Raw genomic sequence first — 15,746 nt, 5'->3', positions numbered from 1 at the left:
CGGCGCGCGGGCTCGGCCGCGGCGGCGACACGCCCCAGGTCGGAGCGCCGTGCCGCGACGACGGAGCCCGCGACGACCATCTCGGCGCCGGCGCGCGTCGAGCGCAGGTCGCCCAGGGGGTGGCCGCCGTCGGGGCAGCACGTGGTCCCGCAGTCGAGGCAGCGGAAGGTGCCCCCGCCGACCACCAGGACGTCCACGCCGCCGAACGGCACGTCGAAGGCCTCCGCCGCGTGCGCCGCCGCGTGCTCGGCGGGGTCGTCGCCCTCCTCCGGACCGGGCTCGCGGTACACGACCAGCACGACCCGCCGGGCACCGTCGCGGTCGAGGTGCGTCGCGAGCGACCGCGCGACCTGCGGACCGTGCCGCGCGTCGGCGAGGTCGGCGAGGTCGACCCGCGCCACGACGCCGAGCCGGCCGCGGGCCCGCAGGCTCACCACGACCGCGCTCGCGTGGGGCTCGAACCCGAGCAGGTGGGGCACGAGCGCGAGGAGCTCGCGCGGCTCGGTGAGGCGCAGGACGTCGGTTCTCATGCCCCCACCCCAGCGCCTCGCACGGGGCCGCCGCGGCGGCCCTGGAGCGAGCTGTGGGCGACACGCGGCGCCTGCGCGCTGTGGGTGGCTCGGGCCAGGCCTGCGCGGCCCCCGGCTACCCTGGCGCCGTGCAGCGCCCACCCGTCCTCGCCCTCGCCGCGCTGCTGTGCGCGGGGCTCGTCGCCTGCACCCCGACCCCGGCGCCGCCGCCGTCGACGAGCCCGACCGCGAGCGCGTCCCCGTCGCCCGACGAGACGCTGCTCGCGACCGACACGGACCACGCGAGCGCCGTGGGCACGCTCGCGCCCGACTTCCCCCGCGAGCTCGTGCCCGTCCCCGAGGGCGCCGAGGTCCTCGTCTCGGCCGCGGAGCCCACGGCCGACGGCCTGCTGCGGATCAGCCTCAACCTCCGCACCGAGCAGGACGCCGCGGCGCTGCTCGACGCCGTCCGGGGCCCGCTCGTCGCGGCGGGGTTCACCGAGTCGGCCCCGCCCGTGCCCGAGGCGGGGCTCGCCGCCCAGGCGACCTTCTCGCGCGCCGACGGCGACGAGCTGCTCGTCGTGGGCGTCCTCGACCGGGACGGCACGCGCACCATGACGCTCGGCGGCACCGTCGCCCGACCTGCCCCCTAGGCCCCGGCCCGCCCCCTAGGGTGGTGCCGTGCCCCCGGAGACGCTCGCCCTCGTGGACCGTGAGAACCTGCGCGCCGGCGTCGACGCCGCGCTCGCACGGCACGTGACCCGCCTGAGCGGCACGGTGTCCGCGGTGAGCCCCGACGCCGCTCCCCTGGTCGACGCGGTCCAGCGCATGCTCGCGGGCGGCAAGCGTCTGCGCGCCGCCTTCTGCTACTGGTCCTGGCGCGCGCACGGCGGCCAGCCCGGCGGCGACGCCGAGCGGGCCGTCCTGCGCGCCGGTGCCGCGCTCGAGCTGTTCCAGGCGGCGGCGCTCTTCCACGACGACGTCATGGACGACTCGTCGACGCGCCGCGGCCTGCCGACCGCCCACCTCGTGTTCGCCGAGCGGCACGCGTCGCAGGGGTACCGCGGGGCGGCCCGCCGCTTCGGCGACGGGGCCGCGATCCTGCTCGGCGACCTGGCGCTCGTGGCCAGCGAGGAGGAGATGGCGGCCGCCCTGGCGACGGTCGAGCCGGGGGCGGCGCGCGCCGCCCGCGAGGTCTTCGACCTCATGCGCACCGAGGTCACCGTCGGTCAGTACCTCGACCTCCTGGCGCAGGCGATGCCGTGGGGCGACCCGTCCGCCGACGAGCGGCGCGCGCGCGACGTCGTGCGTGCCAAGTCCGCGCGCTACAGCGTCGAGCACCCGCTCACGCTCGGCGCGGCGCTCGCGGGAGCCGACGAGACGGCGCTGGCGGGCTGCCGCGAGGTGGGCCTGCCCCTGGGCGAGGCGTTCCAGCTGCGGGACGACCTGCTCGGGGTGCTCGGCGACCCCGGCACGACCGGCAAGCCGGCCGGGGACGACCTGCGCGAGGGCAAGCGCACCGTGCTCGTCGCGCGGGCCCTCGCGCGCGCGGACGCGACCGGGGACCGGGCCGCGGTCGACGCGCTCACCCGCGGCGTCGGCGACCCGTCGCTCGACGAGCAGGGCGTCGCGCGGCTCACCGAGGTCCTCGTGGGCACCGGTGCGGTGGCCGAGGTCGAGCAGCTGATCGCGGACCTGACGGGCCGGGCGTTCGCCGCGATCGACGCCCGCGGGTGGCCGGAGCCGGCACGCGAGGCGCTCACGGCGCTGGCCCGCGCGGCCGTCGAGCGCTCCGCCTGACGGCGCCGCGGCGCGGCGCGGCCGGACGGTGACGACGGCCGGGGCGGGCCCCGCGTCGCGCTAGAGCAGCGCCTGCGCGACGCGCCGCACCTCGGTCTTGCGCCCCGCACGCAGGGCCGCGATCGGGCTCGTCCCGAGCGCCTCCTCGTGCCGGAAGAGCCACACCACGGCGTCCTCGTCGCTGAAGCCGTCGTCGGCGAGCACCGTCAGGGTGCCCTGGAGCGCGGCGAGGACGGTCCAGGGGCGGTCCTCGGAGGGCCGGTCCGGGGCCGCAGGGTTCGCGAGGTGCCCCGGGACCAGGAAGTCGGCAGGCACGCTCAGCACGCGCGGCGTGCCGCGGCGCACGCCCACGAGCTTGCGCTCCTGGATCAGACGCCGGACCTTGCCCGGGTCGACGCCGAGCCTCTCGGCGACGTCGGGGACGGTCAGCCAGCTGTCGACGAGCTGGTCGGGATCGGTGGTCGAACTCACCCGGTCAGCCTACGGGTCACGCGCAGATCGGCCGCCATCGGGCCCCCGGGGTTTCGCCGGGGCGCGTTGTCGTCTAGCGTCGACTTACGTCACACCTGTCACACCAGCACCATGCGTCACGGACGAGCACGGTCGCGACGGGGCGACGCACGTTCACCACCGCTCGACCGACCGCCTCTGGGGGGGCCATGTCCGCATCTACTCCGCGCACCGTCGTGCGCGCCGCGACCGGCACGGGCGCCACGCTCGCGCTCGCGACCGTCGCGCTCGCCGCCACCGGGACCGCCGGCCACGCCGCCGACTACACCGTGCGCGAGGGCGACACCCTCACCGCGATCGCCAAGCGGTCCGGCACCACGGCGGCACGCATCGCGGCCGACAACGCGCTGGCCGACCCGTCCCGCATCCGCGCCGGCCAGGTCCTGCGTCTCGCCGGCCCCGCGACCGCACCGGCGGCCCCCGCGACCGCACCTACGGCGACGTCGTACACGGTCCGCGACGGGGACACGGTCTCCAGCATCGCGCAGCGCCACGGCACCACCGTCGCCGCCGTCGTCGCCGCCAACGGCCTCGACTCGCGCGCGTTCATCCGCGCCGGCCAGACCCTCACCGTCCCGGGAGCATCGGCCGCCGCCGCGCCCGCCCCGGCCTCGTCGCCCGGCACCGCGGCCGCCGGCTACACGGTCGTCGCGGGCGACACGGTCTCCAGCATCGCGCAGCGCCACGGCACCACCGTCGCCGCCGTCGTCGCCGCCAACGGCCTCGACTCCCGCGCGTTCATCCGCGCCGGCCAGACCCTCACGCTCCCGGGCGCCTCGCCGGCGTCGGCCCCCGCCGCGACCCCCGCGGCCGCGACGGGCGCCTCCTACACGGTGCGCACGGGCGACACCGTCGCCGCGATCGCCAAGCGCCACGGCACGACGGTCGCCGCCGTCGTCGCCGCCAACGGCCTCGACTCGCGCGCGTTCATCCGCGCCGGCCAGACCCTGACGATCCCCGGCGCCGCGACCGCCCCGGCGGCCGCCGCCACGAGCAGCACCTCGAGCGGCACGCAGCTCGTCGGCAACACCTTCGCCGGGCGCACGTACGCGCCGCAGGTCGTCGGCGCGGCCAACGAGAACAAGGCCGCGCTGCTCGCGGCGGGCGTGCCGTCGCGCTCCGCGATGCAGGCGAAGGTCGTCGCGACCGCGCGCGCGATGGGCGTCGACCCCGCGCTCGCCCAGGCCATCGCGTTCCAGGAGTCGGGCTTCGACCAGACGGCCGTCTCACCCGCCAACGCGATCGGCACGATGCAGGTCATCCCGTCGTCCGGCGAGTGGGCGTCGCAGCTCGTCGGCCGCCAGCTCAACCTGCTCGACCCCGACGACAACGTGACCGCCGGCGTGGCGATCCTGCGCTCGCTCGTGCGCACGCACGACGACCTGCCCCACGCGATCGCGTCGTACTACCAGGGCTCGGGCTCGGTGAAGCGCAACGGGATGTTCTCCGACACGCGTCGCTACGTCGCGAACGTCCAGACGCTCATGACCCGCTACTCCTGACCGGCCCGGGTTCCCCGTTTCCGGTGACGACCGACCGTAGACTGCCGCGCGTGGGAGCCACCGTCACCGATCCGCTCGTCGGCCGCCTGGTCGACGGGCGGTACGAGATCGTCTCGCGCATCGCGCGTGGCGGGATGGCGACCGTGTACCTCGCGGTCGACCGCCGCCTCGACCGCGAGGTCGCGCTGAAGGTCATGCACGCGCACCTCGCCGAGGGCGCGTCGGGCGGGGCGTTCGTGGCACGGTTCCGGCGTGAGGCGCGCAGCGCCGCGCGCCTCACGCACCCGGGCATCGTCGGCGTCTACGACCAGGGCGTCGACGGCGAGACGAGCTACCTGACGATGGAGTACGTCGACGGCTCGACGCTGCGTCGCCGGGTCGCGGAGCAGGGCGCGCTGACCGTCGGCGAGGCGCTGCGGGTCACCGAGTGCGTGCTCGACGCGCTCGCCGCCGCGCACCGCGGCGGGCTCGTGCACCGCGACGTCAAGCCCGAGAACGTCCTCATCGCGTCCGACGAGCGCGTGCGCGTCGCCGACTTCGGCCTCGCGCGCGCCGTCACCGAGGTGACCTCCACGACGACGGGCACCGTGCTCGGGACGGTCGCGTACCTCGCCCCGGAGCTCGTCCAGCACGGTGCGAGCGACGCGCGCACCGACGTGTACGCCGTCGGCGTCATGCTGTTCGAGATGCTCGCCGGCCGGCAGCCGTTCACGGGCGAGACGCCCATCCAGGTCGCCTTCCAGCACGTCAACTCCGAGGTGCCGGCACCGTCGACGCTCGTGCCCTGGCTGCCCTCGGAGGTCGACGAGCTCGTCGCGGCGCTCGCCGCGCACGACCCCGCGGACCGGCCCACCGACGCGGGCGCCGCCCTGCAGCTCGTGCGACGCACCCGCGCTGCGCTCGACGACGACACGCTCGAGCGCCGGGCGGACGTGCGGCCCAGCGTCGCCCTGCCGCTGGCGACCGACCCGGGAGAGGACGACACCGACGGACCCGAGCGCGAGGCCGCCGACGACGCCACCGTGACGGTGCCCGTCGGCAACCACGAGCGCGGCCGCACCGTCGCGCTGCCCATCGGCCTCGGCGTGCTCGACGCGCCCGCCCCAGCGGCGCCGGCCGCGCGCCGTCGCCGCTGGCCGCTGCTCGCCGCCGTCGTCGGCCTGCTCGTGCTGCTCGGCGGTGGCACCTGGTGGTACCTCGAGGTCGGCCCCGGCGCGTACACGCAGGTGCCGCCCGTCGTCGGCGCGACCGCGGACGACGCGGTCGCCGAGCTGGACGCCGCGGGCCTCGAGCACGCGCGGTCCGACGCCTTCGACCCCGAGGTCCCCGCCGGCGCGGTCGTCTCGACCGACCCCGGCCCCGGCGAGCGGGTCCGCAAGGACGGCGTCGTGGCCTTCACGGTGTCGCGTGGTCCAGACCTGGTCGCCGTGCCGGACGGGGTGGTCGGCGCCATGCAGTCCGACGCGCAGGCCGCGCTCGAGGCCGCCGACCTCGTCGTCGACTACGGCCCGGCGGTGCACGACGACGACGCGCCGAAGGGCGCCGTGCTCAGCGCCGCCCTGCCGGACGGCGCGCCCGCCGAGCCGGGCGCCCAGGTCGAGCGCGGCGCGACGGTGGTCCTCGTGCTGTCGGACGGGCCCGCCCCGGTCTCGGTCACGTCGGTCGTCAACATCACCGTCGAGCAGGCGCAGGAGCAGCTGGCGCCCGACGCCCTGACGGTCGAGGTCGCCGAGGAGGTCTTCCACGACTCCGTCCCGGCGGGCCGGATCGTCGAGCAGTCCCCCGCGCCCGGTGCGACGGCGCACCGGGGGGACGTCGTGAAGGTCAAGGTCTCCAAGGGACCCGAGACCGTCGCGATGCCGAACCTCACCGGCAAGCAGTTCGACAAGGCGAAGGCCGAGCTCGAGGCGCTCGGCCTCACCGCGAAGCGCGAGAACGTGCTCGGCGGCCTGTTCGGCACGGTGCGCTCGCAGAGCGTGCCCACGGGCGACCAGGTGCGCAAGGGCACCGAGATCACGCTGACCGTCGTCTGAGCAGCACGCTCCAGGTGCCCTGAGCGCCCGGTGCGCCCTGCCCGTGCACCGGTCGCGCCCCGCCTGCGCCGTCCCGGGCGGTCCCGTCGCCCCCGGGCGATGGACGAAGCCCCGACCGCGACCGCGCGGGGCGGTCGGGGACGGGGCTTCGTGCGCGGCGTGGTCAGGCGCGACGCAGCAGCTCCACGACCTGGAACGCCATCTCGAGCGACTGCTGGTGGTTCAGGCGCGGGTCGACCAGCGTCTCGTACCGGCGGGCCAGACCCTCGTCGTCGATCTCCTCGGTCCCGCCGAGCACCTCGGTCACGTCGTCACCGGTGAGCTCGACGTGCAGACCGCCCGGCACGGTGCCCAGCGCACGGTGCACCTCGAAGAAGCCGGCGACCTCGTCCATCACGTCACCGAACCGACGGGTCTTGTAGCCCGTCGCGGACGTGATGCCGTTGCCGTGCATCGGGTCGCAGACCCACGTCACGGGGCGACCGTCGGCGGCGACCTTCTCGACGAGCGCGGGCAGCAGGTCACGGACCTTGCCCGCACCCATGCGGGTGACGAACGTCAGACGTCCCGGCTCCCCCGTCGGGTTGAGCTTGTCGATGAGCGCGATCGCGTCGTCACCCGTCGACGTGGGCCCGAGCTTCACGCCCAGCGGGTTCTGCACGCGTGAGAAGAAGTCGACGTGCGCCGCGTCGAGCTGTCGCGTCCGCTCGCCGATCCACACGAAGTGCGCCGAGCAGTCGTACGGCAGACCGGTGCGCGAGTCGATGCGCGTGAGCGGACGCTCGTAGTCGAGCAGCAGCCCCTCGTGGGCCGAGAAGAAGTCGACCGTGCGCAGCGCCTCGAAGTCGGCCCCGCACGCTGCCATGAAGCGGATGGCGCGGTCGATCTCGGCGGCGATCTCCTCGTACCGCGAGTAGGCCGGGTTGGCCGTGAAGCCCCGGTTCCACTCGTGCACGCGCAGCAGGGACGCGAAGCCCCCCGTCGTGAACGCCCGGATGAGGTTCAGCGTCGAGGCGGACGTGTGGTACGCCTCGAGCAGCCGCTGCGGGTCCGGCGTGCGCGCCTCGGGCGTGAAGTCGAACCCGTTGATGATGTCGCCGCGGAACGCGGGCAGCGTGACGCCGTCGCGCTCCTCGACGTCCGACGACCGGGGCTTGGCGTACTGCCCCGCCATGCGGCCCATCTTCACGACCGGCAGGCTCGCGCCGTAGGTCAGGACGACCGCCATCTGGAGGATCGTCTTGATCTTGTTGCGGATGTTGTCGGCCGTCGCCTCGGCGAAGGTCTCGGCGCAGTCACCGCCCTGCAGCACGAACGCCTCGCCCCGCTGGGCGGCCGCGAGCTGCGCGCGCAGCGCGTCCGCCTCGCCGGCGAACACGAGCGGGGGCAGGGTCGCGAGCCGGTCCCGGACGCGACGCACCTGCGCCGCGTCCGGCCACTGCGGCTGCTGACCCGCGGGCAGCTGCTCCCACGCGTCGAGCCCCGCGACGACCTGCGGGTCCGGCTCGACGCTCATCAGTGGTTCGCCCGCACGAGCGGCTGGCCGATGTCGGCGAGGAGCTCGCCGAACCAGCCCTGCGTGACGTCGAACGCCTTGCCACCGGCGATGCGCGGGAACTCGATCGCGCGCAGGCGGTCGCCGTTCTCCTCGTCGTGGCCGATGACGCCGGACTCGCCGCGCAGCGCGCACTCGACGGCCAGGTCGGTCATCGACTTGATGAGGCGCAGGTCCTCGGCGTTCGCGGCAGCGGCGCGCGAGTAGTAGCCCGACTTCTGGACCATGACCTTCTCGGCGCCGAGCTTCTCCGCGAACTGCTTCGCGAACCACTGGCCCGGGTTGATCGTGTCGAGCTTGACGTGGCCGAACGGGTCGCGCTGCACGGTCTCGCCGGCGGCCTCGAGCTGCTCGACGATCTCGTGCATGCCGGCACCCTCCGACAGGAAGATGTTGACGTTGCCCTGCTCGTCCATGATCGTGCGCAGGCGCGCGGCCTCGGCGTCGATGTCGAGCGCGAGCTCGGGCAGGAAGACCGCGTGCACGTCCCAGCGCTCGCGCGACAGGCCGATGCCCGGGACCCACTCCTGCTGGTCGAGCCACTTGCGGTACTCGGACGCCGCGGCGGCCGTGAGCCAGCCGCAGTGCCGGCCCATGACCTCGTGCACGATGAGCATGCGCGGGCCCGAGCGGTGCTCGCCGATGATGTTCGCGGCGAAGCCGGCGGCCTCCTCGGCCGCGGTCCACGCGCCGAGCGACTGCCGGATCGGCACGACGTCGTTGTCGATGGTCTTGGGCAGGCCGACGACCGTGAGCTCGTAGTCGTTCTCGTGCAGGTACGCGGCCAGGTCGGCGGCCGTCGTGTTGGTGTCGTCGCCGCCGATGGTGTGCAGCACGTCGACGCCGTCGGCCTTGAGGCGCTCGGCGGCGACCTTCAGCGGGTCCTCGCCCTCGGCGACCAGGCCGCGCTTGACGCAGTCCGCGGCGTTGGTGAGCTTGACGCGCGAGTTGCCGATCGGCGAGCCGCCGAACCGGTGCAGGACGCCGGCCTTGGCGCGGACCTCGGGCGTGATCGTGACGCTCTCGCCCAGCAGCAGGCCGTGGTAGCCGTGCTGGTAGGCGATGATCTCGACGTCGGGGGCGATCTCCGTGTAGCGCTCGATGAGCCCGCCGACGGCGGACGACAGGCAGGGAGCGAAACCGCCGGCGGTCAGGAGGGCGACGCGACGGACCGACATGGGAAACACCTCTCGTTGGTCGAGCACTGACGGGCACGGGCGCACGGCGTGCACCCGGCCGGCGCCCAGCGTGGGGCCCGTGGAGCAGGCACGGCCGGGACCGAGGTCCTCCGGACGGGCCGCGCGGGCGTGCGGGACGGCACGGGCGCACCGCGGGACGGCACGCGCACGGACCCGGCGCGCGTCCGGGTCCGGGTCATCCTACTGACGTCGGCGCCTCGTCCTCCGGCGGGACCGGAACCTGGACAGCGGGTGCGGGACGGCCGCCCGGCGCAGCCGGCAGACGCTCGGCCTCGGAGCCCGCGGCCGGGTGCCCGGTCGCGATGCGGGCCTTCTGCGTCGCGGCGTACACGTCGACGTACTCCTGGCCCGACAGGCTCATGATCGCGTACATGATCTCGTCGGTGACCGACCGCAGGATGAAGCGGTCGTTCTCCATGCCCCGGTACCGCGAGAAGTCGAGCGGCTCGCCGATGACGATGCCGATGCGCATGACCTTCGGGATGCGTCGTCCCATCGGCTGCGCGACGTCGGTGCCGACCATCGCGACCGGCACGACGGGCGCGCCGGACTCGAGCGCGAGGCGCGCGACGCCGGTCTTGCCGCGGTACAGCCGGCCGTCGGGGCTGCGCGTGCCCTCGGGGTAGATGCCGAACAGCCCGCCCTCCGAGAGACGGCGCAGCCCCGTGCGCAGCGCGGCCTCGCCGGCCTTGCCGCCGCCACGGTCCACGGGGATCGTGCCGACCCCGCGCATGAACCCCGCGGTCATGCGTCCCTTGAGACCGCGACCCGTGAAGTACTCCTGCTTGCCGATGAACACGATCTCCCGGTCGAGCGCGAGCGGCAGGAAGAACGAGTCGATGACGGCCAGGTGGTTGCTCGCCAGGATCGCACCGCCCTCGGCGGGCACGTGCTCGGCGCCGCGCACCCAGGGGCGGTACACCAGCCGCAGCAGCGGCCCGACGAACACCCGCTTCATCAACCAGTAGAACAACGTGTCTCCTCGCTCGCCGTCCGGCGCCGACCGCGGAAGGCCGGAACGTCGGGTCCGACTCTAGAGTGCTCCCATGGACGCACGTCCCGACGACGACGCCGGCGCCGACGACGCGGCCGCCGCGCAGCCCGCTGCGGACGGCGTCACCGGTCCCGGCGACGACCGCTCCCCCGCACCGCCGGACCCGGCCGCCGCACCGCCGCAGCCCACGGACGACGAGGTGTGGGCCTCCCTCGTCGCGCGGCTGAGCGACGTCGACGTGCCCGACGAGCCGCGGGGCGCGCGCGTCGTGCGGTCGGCGGCGCGCGACGAGCCGCGCGACGCCCCGGACGCCGACGGCGCGCCCGCCATGCCGCCCGAGCTCAGCGGCCGGGACTGGGACGGGACGTCGCAGTACGACGCGGCCGAGGCCGGCGTCGACGACCTCGAGCACTTCGTCCCGCAGGACCCGGGACCGGTGCTCGGGGGCGATCCGCTGCTCACGCTGGCCTGGACGGCCGCCGCGGGCGTGCCGCTGTTCCTGCTCGTCGTGGTCGTGGCGTGGCGCGACGCGCCGCCGCTGCTCGTGCGCACGGCGGTCGGGCTGTTCGTCGCGGCCGTGGCCGTGCTGGTGTGGCGCATGCCGCACCGCCGCGACCCGTCGGACGACGACGGCGCCGTCGTCTGACCCGGTCGCGGGCGGTGCGGCCGCCCGCTCAGACCCGTGCCAGGTCCGCCGCGCCGACCATGCCGGCGTCGTTGCCCATGTCCGCGAGCACGATCGACGCCTCGGGGCGGTGCCCGCGGGCCGAGAGCTGCTCGGCGAACGCGTTGCGCGCGGGCGCGAGCACCAGGTCCCCGGCCGCGCTGACACCGCCGCCGATGACGAACATCTGCGGGTCGAGCAGGGCCGCGACGCTCGCGGCACCCTCGCCGACCCAGCGTCCGACCTCGCGCAGCAGGTCCACCGCGAGCTCGTCGCCCTCCTGGGCCGCGCGCGTCACGAGCGGACCGGTGATCTTGTCCGCGCGGCCGCCCGCGCGCTCGAGCAGACCCGCCGCACGGTCGGGCTGCGTGATCGCGACCGCCTGCGCGTCGCGCACCAGCGCCGAGCCGGACACGTACTGCTCCCAGCAGCCCTCGTGCCCGCAGCCGCAGTAGTGCCCGCCGGGCACGACGCGCATGTGACCGATCTCGGCCGCCACGCCCCACGCGCCGCGCACGAGGCGCCCGCCGATGACGATCGCCCCGCCCAGGCCCGTGCCGAGCGTCAGCGTGACCATGTCGTCGACGTCACGCGCGACGCCGAAGCGGAACTCGGCCCAGCCGGCCGCGTTCGCGTCGTTCTCCACGACGATGCGCACGTCGGGGTCGCCGATGAGCGCCGCGACCTTGTCGCGCAGCGGGTACTCGCGCCACGCGATGTTCGGCGCGAAGAGCACGCCCGAGCGGTCGGCCGCGACGAAGCCGGCGGCGGCGAGGCCGACGTCCTTGACCTCGTACGACGCGGACAGCTCGCGGTACACGTCCGCGATCGCGGCGTCGATGCTCGCGACGTCGTCCGGGTCGGTGTCGCGCCGGGTCTGGGCCAGGATCGTGCCCTCCTCGTCGACCACGCCCGCCGCGATCTTCGTCCCGCCGATGTCGACCCCGATGGCGTGCATGTCCCTGGTCCGCTCCTGCTTCTCACCCGTGCGCGTCGCTCGCGCAGCGCCCCCACGCTACTGGCACCCGGAGGGTGGCGGGAGCGCGCCCACACCGACCGGCCCCCGCCGGCCCGGGCCGGAGGGCCGGGGCGGGTGCGCCGGCGCGCGACACCACCCGCACGGGGGCCGGTGACGAGGGACGGACGTCCCGTATCCTCGTGGCACACTTCGCCCCCCTGCCACTGGAGTCAGCATGGACGAGTCCCACAGCCCTCTCCTCGTCGAGGTCGACGCCTCCGAGAACCTCAACGACCTGCTGGCGGCCCGGGTGAGCTCCACGCCCGACAGGGTGGTCGTCGAGCGCTGGGCCGACGGCACGTGGAGCCCGCTGACGGCCCGCGAGTTCGACGCCGAGATCGTCGCGGCCGCCAAGGGGCTCGTGGCGCGCGGCGTCCGTCCGGGCGACCGCGTCGGCATCATGTCCCGCACGCGCTACGAGTGGTCGCTGCTCGACTGGGCCACCTGGGCCGTCGGTGCCGTGCCGGTGCCGCTGTACGAGACGTCGTCGGCCGAGCAGGTCGCCTGGATCCTCACCGACTCCGACGTGAGCCTGCTGGTCGTCGAGACGCCCGCGCACGCCGCCGTCGTCGCCGAGGTCGCCGACCAGGCCCCGTCGCTGCGCGAGGTGCTCGTGCTCGACGACGGCGCGGTGCGCGAGCTCGTCGCCGGGGGCCGCGAGGTGGACGACGCCGAGGTCGCCCGTCGTCGTTCGCTCGCCGTGCGCGACGACGTCGCCACGATCATCTACACGTCCGGCACGACCGGCCGCCCCAAGGGCGTCGAGCTCACGCACGGCAACTTCGCGGTGCTGACGACCAACGCGGTCGAGAAGCTCAACGTCGTCGTCCAGTCGCCGAACGCGCGCACGCTGCTGTTCATGCCGCTCGCGCACGTGTTCGCGCGGTTCGTGCACGTCCTGACGATCCCCGCGGGGGCGGTGCTGGGGCACTGGCCCGACACCAAGACGCTCGTGGAGGGCATCGGCTCGTTCCGCCCGACCTTCATCCTGTCGGTCCCGCGCGTCTTCGAGAAGGTCTACAACTCGGCCGAGCAGAAGGCCGCGGCGGGCGGCAAGGGCGGCATCTTCCAGCGCGCCGCGAAGACGTCGATCGTCTACTCGCGCGCGCTCGACACGCCGCGCGGACCCAGCCCGTGGCTGCGGCTGCAGCACAAGGTCGCCGACGTCCTCGTGCTCTCCAAGCTCCGCAAGGTGCTCGGCGGCCAGGTCGAGTGGGCCATCTCGGGCGGCGCACCGCTCGGCGAGCGGCTGGGCCACTTCTACCGTGGTGCGGGGATCCGGGTGCTCGAGGGCTACGGCCTCACCGAGACGACCGCGCCGGCGACCGTCAACCTCCCCGAGCGCACGAAGATCGGCACGGTCGGGCCCGCGCTGCCGGGCACGGCGCTGCGCATCGCCGCCGACGGCGAGGTCGAGATCAAGGGCATCCAGGTGTTCCGCGGGTACCACGACAACGCGCAGGCCACCGCCGAGGCCATGACCGACGGCTGGTTCCGCACGGGCGACCTCGGCACGATCGACGACGAGGGCTTTCTGCGGATCACGGGCCGCAAGAAGGAGATCATCGTCACGGCCGGCGGCAAGAACGTCGCACCCAACGTGCTCGAGGACCGGCTGCGCGGGCACCCGCTCGTCAGCCAGGTCGTCGTGGTCGGCGACCAGCGACCCTTCATCGGCGCCCTCATCACGCTCGACCCCGAGGGCGTGCCCGGCTGGCTGACGGCGCACGGCAAGCCGGCCATGTCGCTCGAGGAGGCGGCGAAGGACCCGGACGTCCTCGCGTCGCTCGACCGCGCGGTCGAGCGGACCAACAAGGCGGTCTCGCGGGCCGAGTCGATCCGCAAGTACCGCATCCTCGACCGCGACCTCACGATCGCCGACGGCTACCTGACGCCCAAGCTGAGCGTCCGTCGCACGGAGGTCCTCAAGGACTTCGCGGCGGACGTCGACGCGCTCTACGCGGAGGAGCACCAGGAGCACTGACCCGCGCGGCCCCGGCCCCGGCGCTCACCCGGCGCCGGGGCCGGCGTGCGTCCGCGCCGCGCCTCCGCGCCGTGCGCCCGCGTCCCGCGTCCCGTGCGCAGCGCGCCGCGCGGCGGCGTGTCGGACCCGGTCGGTACCGTCCCGGGCATGTCCACGACCCGACGGCTGCGTCCCGGCGTTCCCGTCGCGTCGGCCCCGCCGCCCGGCGCGCGGCCCGTGCAGCCCGGGCTCGACGAGCTCGGGACACCGCTGCAGGACGTGACGTTCGTCGTCGTCGACCTCGAGACGACGGGCGGTCGCGCCGGCGAGGACGCCATCACCGAGATCGGTGCCGTGAAGGTCCGCGGCGGCGAGGTCCTGGGCGAGTTCCAGACGCTCGTCGACCCGGGCGGACCCGTGCCCCCGTACATCCAGGTGCTCACGGGCATCACGACGTCCATGCTCGTCGGCGCCCCGACGATCGCCGAGGTGCTGCCGAGCTTCCTCGAGTTCGCACGCGACAGCGTGCTCGTGGCCCACAACGCCCCGTTCGACGTCGGCTTCCTGCGCGCCGCCGCCGCGCGGCTGGAACGACCGTGGCCCGGGTTCCAGGTCGTCGACACCGTGCGGCTCGCACGGCGGGTCGTCCCGCGCGACGAGGCGCCGAACCACAAGCTCGGCACGCTCGCGGCGCTGTTCGGCGCCCAGGTCACGCCCAACCACCGGGCGCTGTCGGACGCGCGCGCGACCGTCGACGTGCTGCACGCGCTGCTCGGGCGTCTGGCGCCGTGGGGCATCACGCACCTCGAGGACCTCGCGTCGGCGACCGACCCCGTACCCGGCGACGTCCGCCGCCGACGCACGCTGGCCGACGGCCTGCCCGACGCCCCCGGCGTGTACCTGTTCCGCGGCCCGGGCGACGAGGTGCTCTACGTGGGCGTCTCGACGACGTCGCTGCGGCGCCGCGTGCGCAGCTACTTCACGTCGGCCGAGAAGCGCGGCCGCATGACGGAGATGGTGCGGATCGCCGAACGCGTCGACCCGGTGGTCTGCGCGACGCCGCTCGAGGCGCGCGTGCGCGAGCTGCGCCTCATCGCCGAGCACGCGCCGCGGTACAACCGGCGCTCGCGAGCCCCCGAGCGCATGCCGTGGGTCCGCCTCACGGACGAGCCGTTCCCGCGTCTGTCGGTCGTGCGCGACGTCCGGGCGGGCACCGCGCACATCGGGCCGTTCGCGTCGCGCGCGGTCGCCCAGCAGGCCGTGGACGCGCTGCACGCGACGTTCCCGGTGCGGCAGTGCACCGGGCGGCTCCCGGTCGTGCCCGCGCCCGGCGCGAGCGCGTGCGTCCTGGCCGAGGTCGGGCGGTGCGGCGCGCCGTGCGTCGGGGGCCAGGACGCCGCGGCCTACCGGCCCGTCGCCGACGCCGTGCGGTCGGCGATGTCGGGCGACCCGCAGGACGTCGTGCGCACGCACGCGGCCCGCATCCGCACGCTCGTGGTGCAGGAGCGGTTCGAGGAGGCCGCCGGCGTGCGGGACCGGCTCACGGCGTACGTCCGGGGCGCCGCCCGTGCGCAGCGGCACGCGACGGCGGCACGCTGCCGCGAGCTCGTCGCGGCGCGCCGCACCGACGACGGCGGGTGGGAGCTCGTCCTGGTCCGCCACGGGCGTCTCGCGGGCACCGCTGTCGTCGACCGCGCGACCGACCCGCGACCGGCCGTCGCGAGCCTGCGCGCGGGCGGCGAGCACGTCCCGGCGCCCGTCGCCCCGGCGACGGCCGCGCACCCCGAGGAGACCGACCTGCTGCTCGCGTGGCTCGAGCAGCCGGGCGTGCGGCTCGTCGAGCTCGACGGCGAGTGGTCCTCCCCCGTGCGCTCGGCGCAGGCCGTGCGGGACGCCGCCGCGGCCGTCGCGGTCGCGCTCGTCGCACCCCCCGCACCGCTCGTCGACGACACCCCGCCGGCGTCGGCGCCGGAGCGGCGGCACACGGCATGATGGCTGC

13 protein-coding genes are annotated in these 15,746 nt (G+C 75.4%); 7 read left to right on the top strand and 6 right to left on the bottom strand.

Going from position 1 to position 15,746, the window contains the following annotated elements:
• The coding region (locus tag CS2_RS11280) for a DUF4192 family protein (protein ID WP_156442109.1) at positions 1–530 on the bottom strand (530 nt) is incomplete at its 3' end.
• 128 nt (positions 531–658) lie between these two features.
• Here CS2_RS11280 and CS2_RS11275 point away from each other — a divergent pair.
• Together CS2_RS11275 and CS2_RS11270 are read left to right on the top strand one after the other, a co-directional pair.
• A complete protein-coding gene (locus CS2_RS11275) occupies positions 659–1,162 on the top strand; it encodes a hypothetical protein (RefSeq protein WP_046530590.1) in 504 nt (167 codons plus the stop codon).
• A gap of 28 nt (positions 1,163–1,190) precedes the next feature.
• On the top strand, positions 1,191–2,309 hold the full coding sequence (locus CS2_RS11270; protein WP_070320064.1) for a polyprenyl synthetase family protein: 1,119 nt from the start codon (positions 1,191–1,193) through the stop codon (positions 2,307–2,309).
• Positions 2,310–2,369: 60 nt separating this feature from the next.
• On the opposite strand, the gene CS2_RS11265 is transcribed toward CS2_RS11270, so the two are convergent.
• A complete protein-coding gene (locus CS2_RS11265) occupies positions 2,370–2,780 on the bottom strand; it encodes an Rv2175c family DNA-binding protein (RefSeq protein WP_046528559.1) in 411 nt (136 codons plus the stop codon).
• Positions 2,781–2,968: 188 nt separating this feature from the next.
• On the opposite strand from CS2_RS11265, the gene CS2_RS11260 reads away from it, so the two are divergent.
• Both CS2_RS11260 and pknB read left to right on the top strand, forming a co-directional pair.
• On the top strand, positions 2,969–4,321 hold the full coding sequence (locus CS2_RS11260) for a LysM peptidoglycan-binding domain-containing protein (RefSeq protein WP_070320063.1): 1,353 nt from the start codon (positions 2,969–2,971) through the stop codon (positions 4,319–4,321).
• 50 nt (positions 4,322–4,371) lie between these two features.
• Complete coding sequence (gene pknB / locus CS2_RS11255; RefSeq protein WP_070320062.1) at positions 4,372–6,354, top strand: Stk1 family PASTA domain-containing Ser/Thr kinase; 1,983 nt, start codon at positions 4,372–4,374, stop codon at positions 6,352–6,354.
• Between the two features lie 163 nt (positions 6,355–6,517).
• On the opposite strand, the gene CS2_RS11250 is transcribed toward pknB, so the two are convergent.
• The 3 genes from CS2_RS11250 to CS2_RS11240 form a co-directional block, all read right to left on the bottom strand.
• Complete coding sequence (locus CS2_RS11250; protein ID WP_070320061.1) at positions 6,518–7,870, bottom strand: class II 3-deoxy-7-phosphoheptulonate synthase; 1,353 nt, start codon at positions 7,868–7,870, stop codon at positions 6,518–6,520.
• On the bottom strand, positions 7,870–9,087 hold the full coding sequence (locus CS2_RS11245; protein WP_046528562.1) for a pyrophosphate--fructose-6-phosphate 1-phosphotransferase: 1,218 nt from the start codon (positions 9,085–9,087) through the stop codon (positions 7,870–7,872). Before CS2_RS11245 ends, CS2_RS11250 begins: the two co-directional genes overlap by 1 nt.
• 196 nt (positions 9,088–9,283) lie before the next feature.
• Positions 9,284–10,081, bottom strand: a complete 798-nt coding sequence (locus CS2_RS11240; RefSeq protein ID WP_046528563.1) for a lysophospholipid acyltransferase family protein — start codon at positions 10,079–10,081, stop codon at positions 9,284–9,286.
• Positions 10,082–10,154: 73 nt separating this feature from the next.
• Between CS2_RS11240 and CS2_RS11235 the strand changes: the two genes are divergently transcribed.
• Entirely contained in the window at positions 10,155–10,748 is a 594-nt protein-coding gene (locus CS2_RS11235; RefSeq protein ID WP_070320060.1) for a hypothetical protein, read from the top strand.
• A 28-nt stretch (positions 10,749–10,776) separates the two neighbouring features.
• Here CS2_RS11235 and CS2_RS11230 read toward each other — a convergent pair whose 3' ends face one another.
• Complete coding sequence (locus tag CS2_RS11230) at positions 10,777–11,724, bottom strand: ROK family glucokinase (RefSeq protein ID WP_070320059.1); 948 nt, start codon at positions 11,722–11,724, stop codon at positions 10,777–10,779.
• A gap of 235 nt (positions 11,725–11,959) precedes the next feature.
• Here CS2_RS11230 and CS2_RS11225 point away from each other — a divergent pair, with 235 nt between their 5' ends.
• On the top strand, positions 11,960–13,768 hold the full coding sequence (locus CS2_RS11225) for an AMP-dependent synthetase/ligase (protein ID WP_070320058.1): 1,809 nt from the start codon (positions 11,960–11,962) through the stop codon (positions 13,766–13,768).
• A 147-nt stretch (positions 13,769–13,915) separates the two neighbouring features.
• On the top strand, positions 13,916–15,739 hold the full coding sequence (locus CS2_RS11220) for a DEDD exonuclease domain-containing protein (RefSeq protein WP_070320066.1): 1,824 nt from the start codon (positions 13,916–13,918) through the stop codon (positions 15,737–15,739).
• The last annotated feature ends 7 nt before the right edge of the window (positions 15,740–15,746 follow it).

Source organism: Cellulomonas iranensis NBRC 101100 = JCM 18110 (assembly GCF_001552375.1).
Lineage (GTDB): Bacteria > Actinomycetota > Actinomycetes > Actinomycetales > Cellulomonadaceae > Cellulomonas > Cellulomonas iranensis.
The sequence above is the reverse complement of the archived record's forward strand: the minus strand, read 5'-3'. Positions and strand labels throughout refer to the sequence as shown.

What these genes read in the sequence shown, in the direction of transcription:
- CS2_RS11260 (WP_070320063.1), top strand. Translation starts at nt 2,969, where the DNA reads ATGTCCGCATCTACTCCGCGCACCGTCGTGCGCGCCGCGACCGGCACG.
- CS2_RS11250 (WP_070320061.1), bottom strand. Translation starts at nt 7,870, where the DNA reads ATGAGCGTCGAGCCGGACCCGCAGGTCGTCGCGGGGCTCGACGCGTGG.
- CS2_RS11245 (WP_046528562.1), bottom strand. Translation starts at nt 9,087, where the DNA reads ATGTCGGTCCGTCGCGTCGCCCTCCTGACCGCCGGCGGTTTCGCTCCC.
- CS2_RS11235 (WP_070320060.1), top strand. Translation starts at nt 10,155, where the DNA reads ATGGACGCACGTCCCGACGACGACGCCGGCGCCGACGACGCGGCCGCC.
- CS2_RS11230 (WP_070320059.1), bottom strand. Translation starts at nt 11,724, where the DNA reads ATGCACGCCATCGGGGTCGACATCGGCGGGACGAAGATCGCGGCGGGC.
- CS2_RS11225 (WP_070320058.1), top strand. Translation starts at nt 11,960, where the DNA reads ATGGACGAGTCCCACAGCCCTCTCCTCGTCGAGGTCGACGCCTCCGAG.
- CS2_RS11220 (WP_070320066.1), top strand. Translation starts at nt 13,916, where the DNA reads ATGTCCACGACCCGACGGCTGCGTCCCGGCGTTCCCGTCGCGTCGGCC.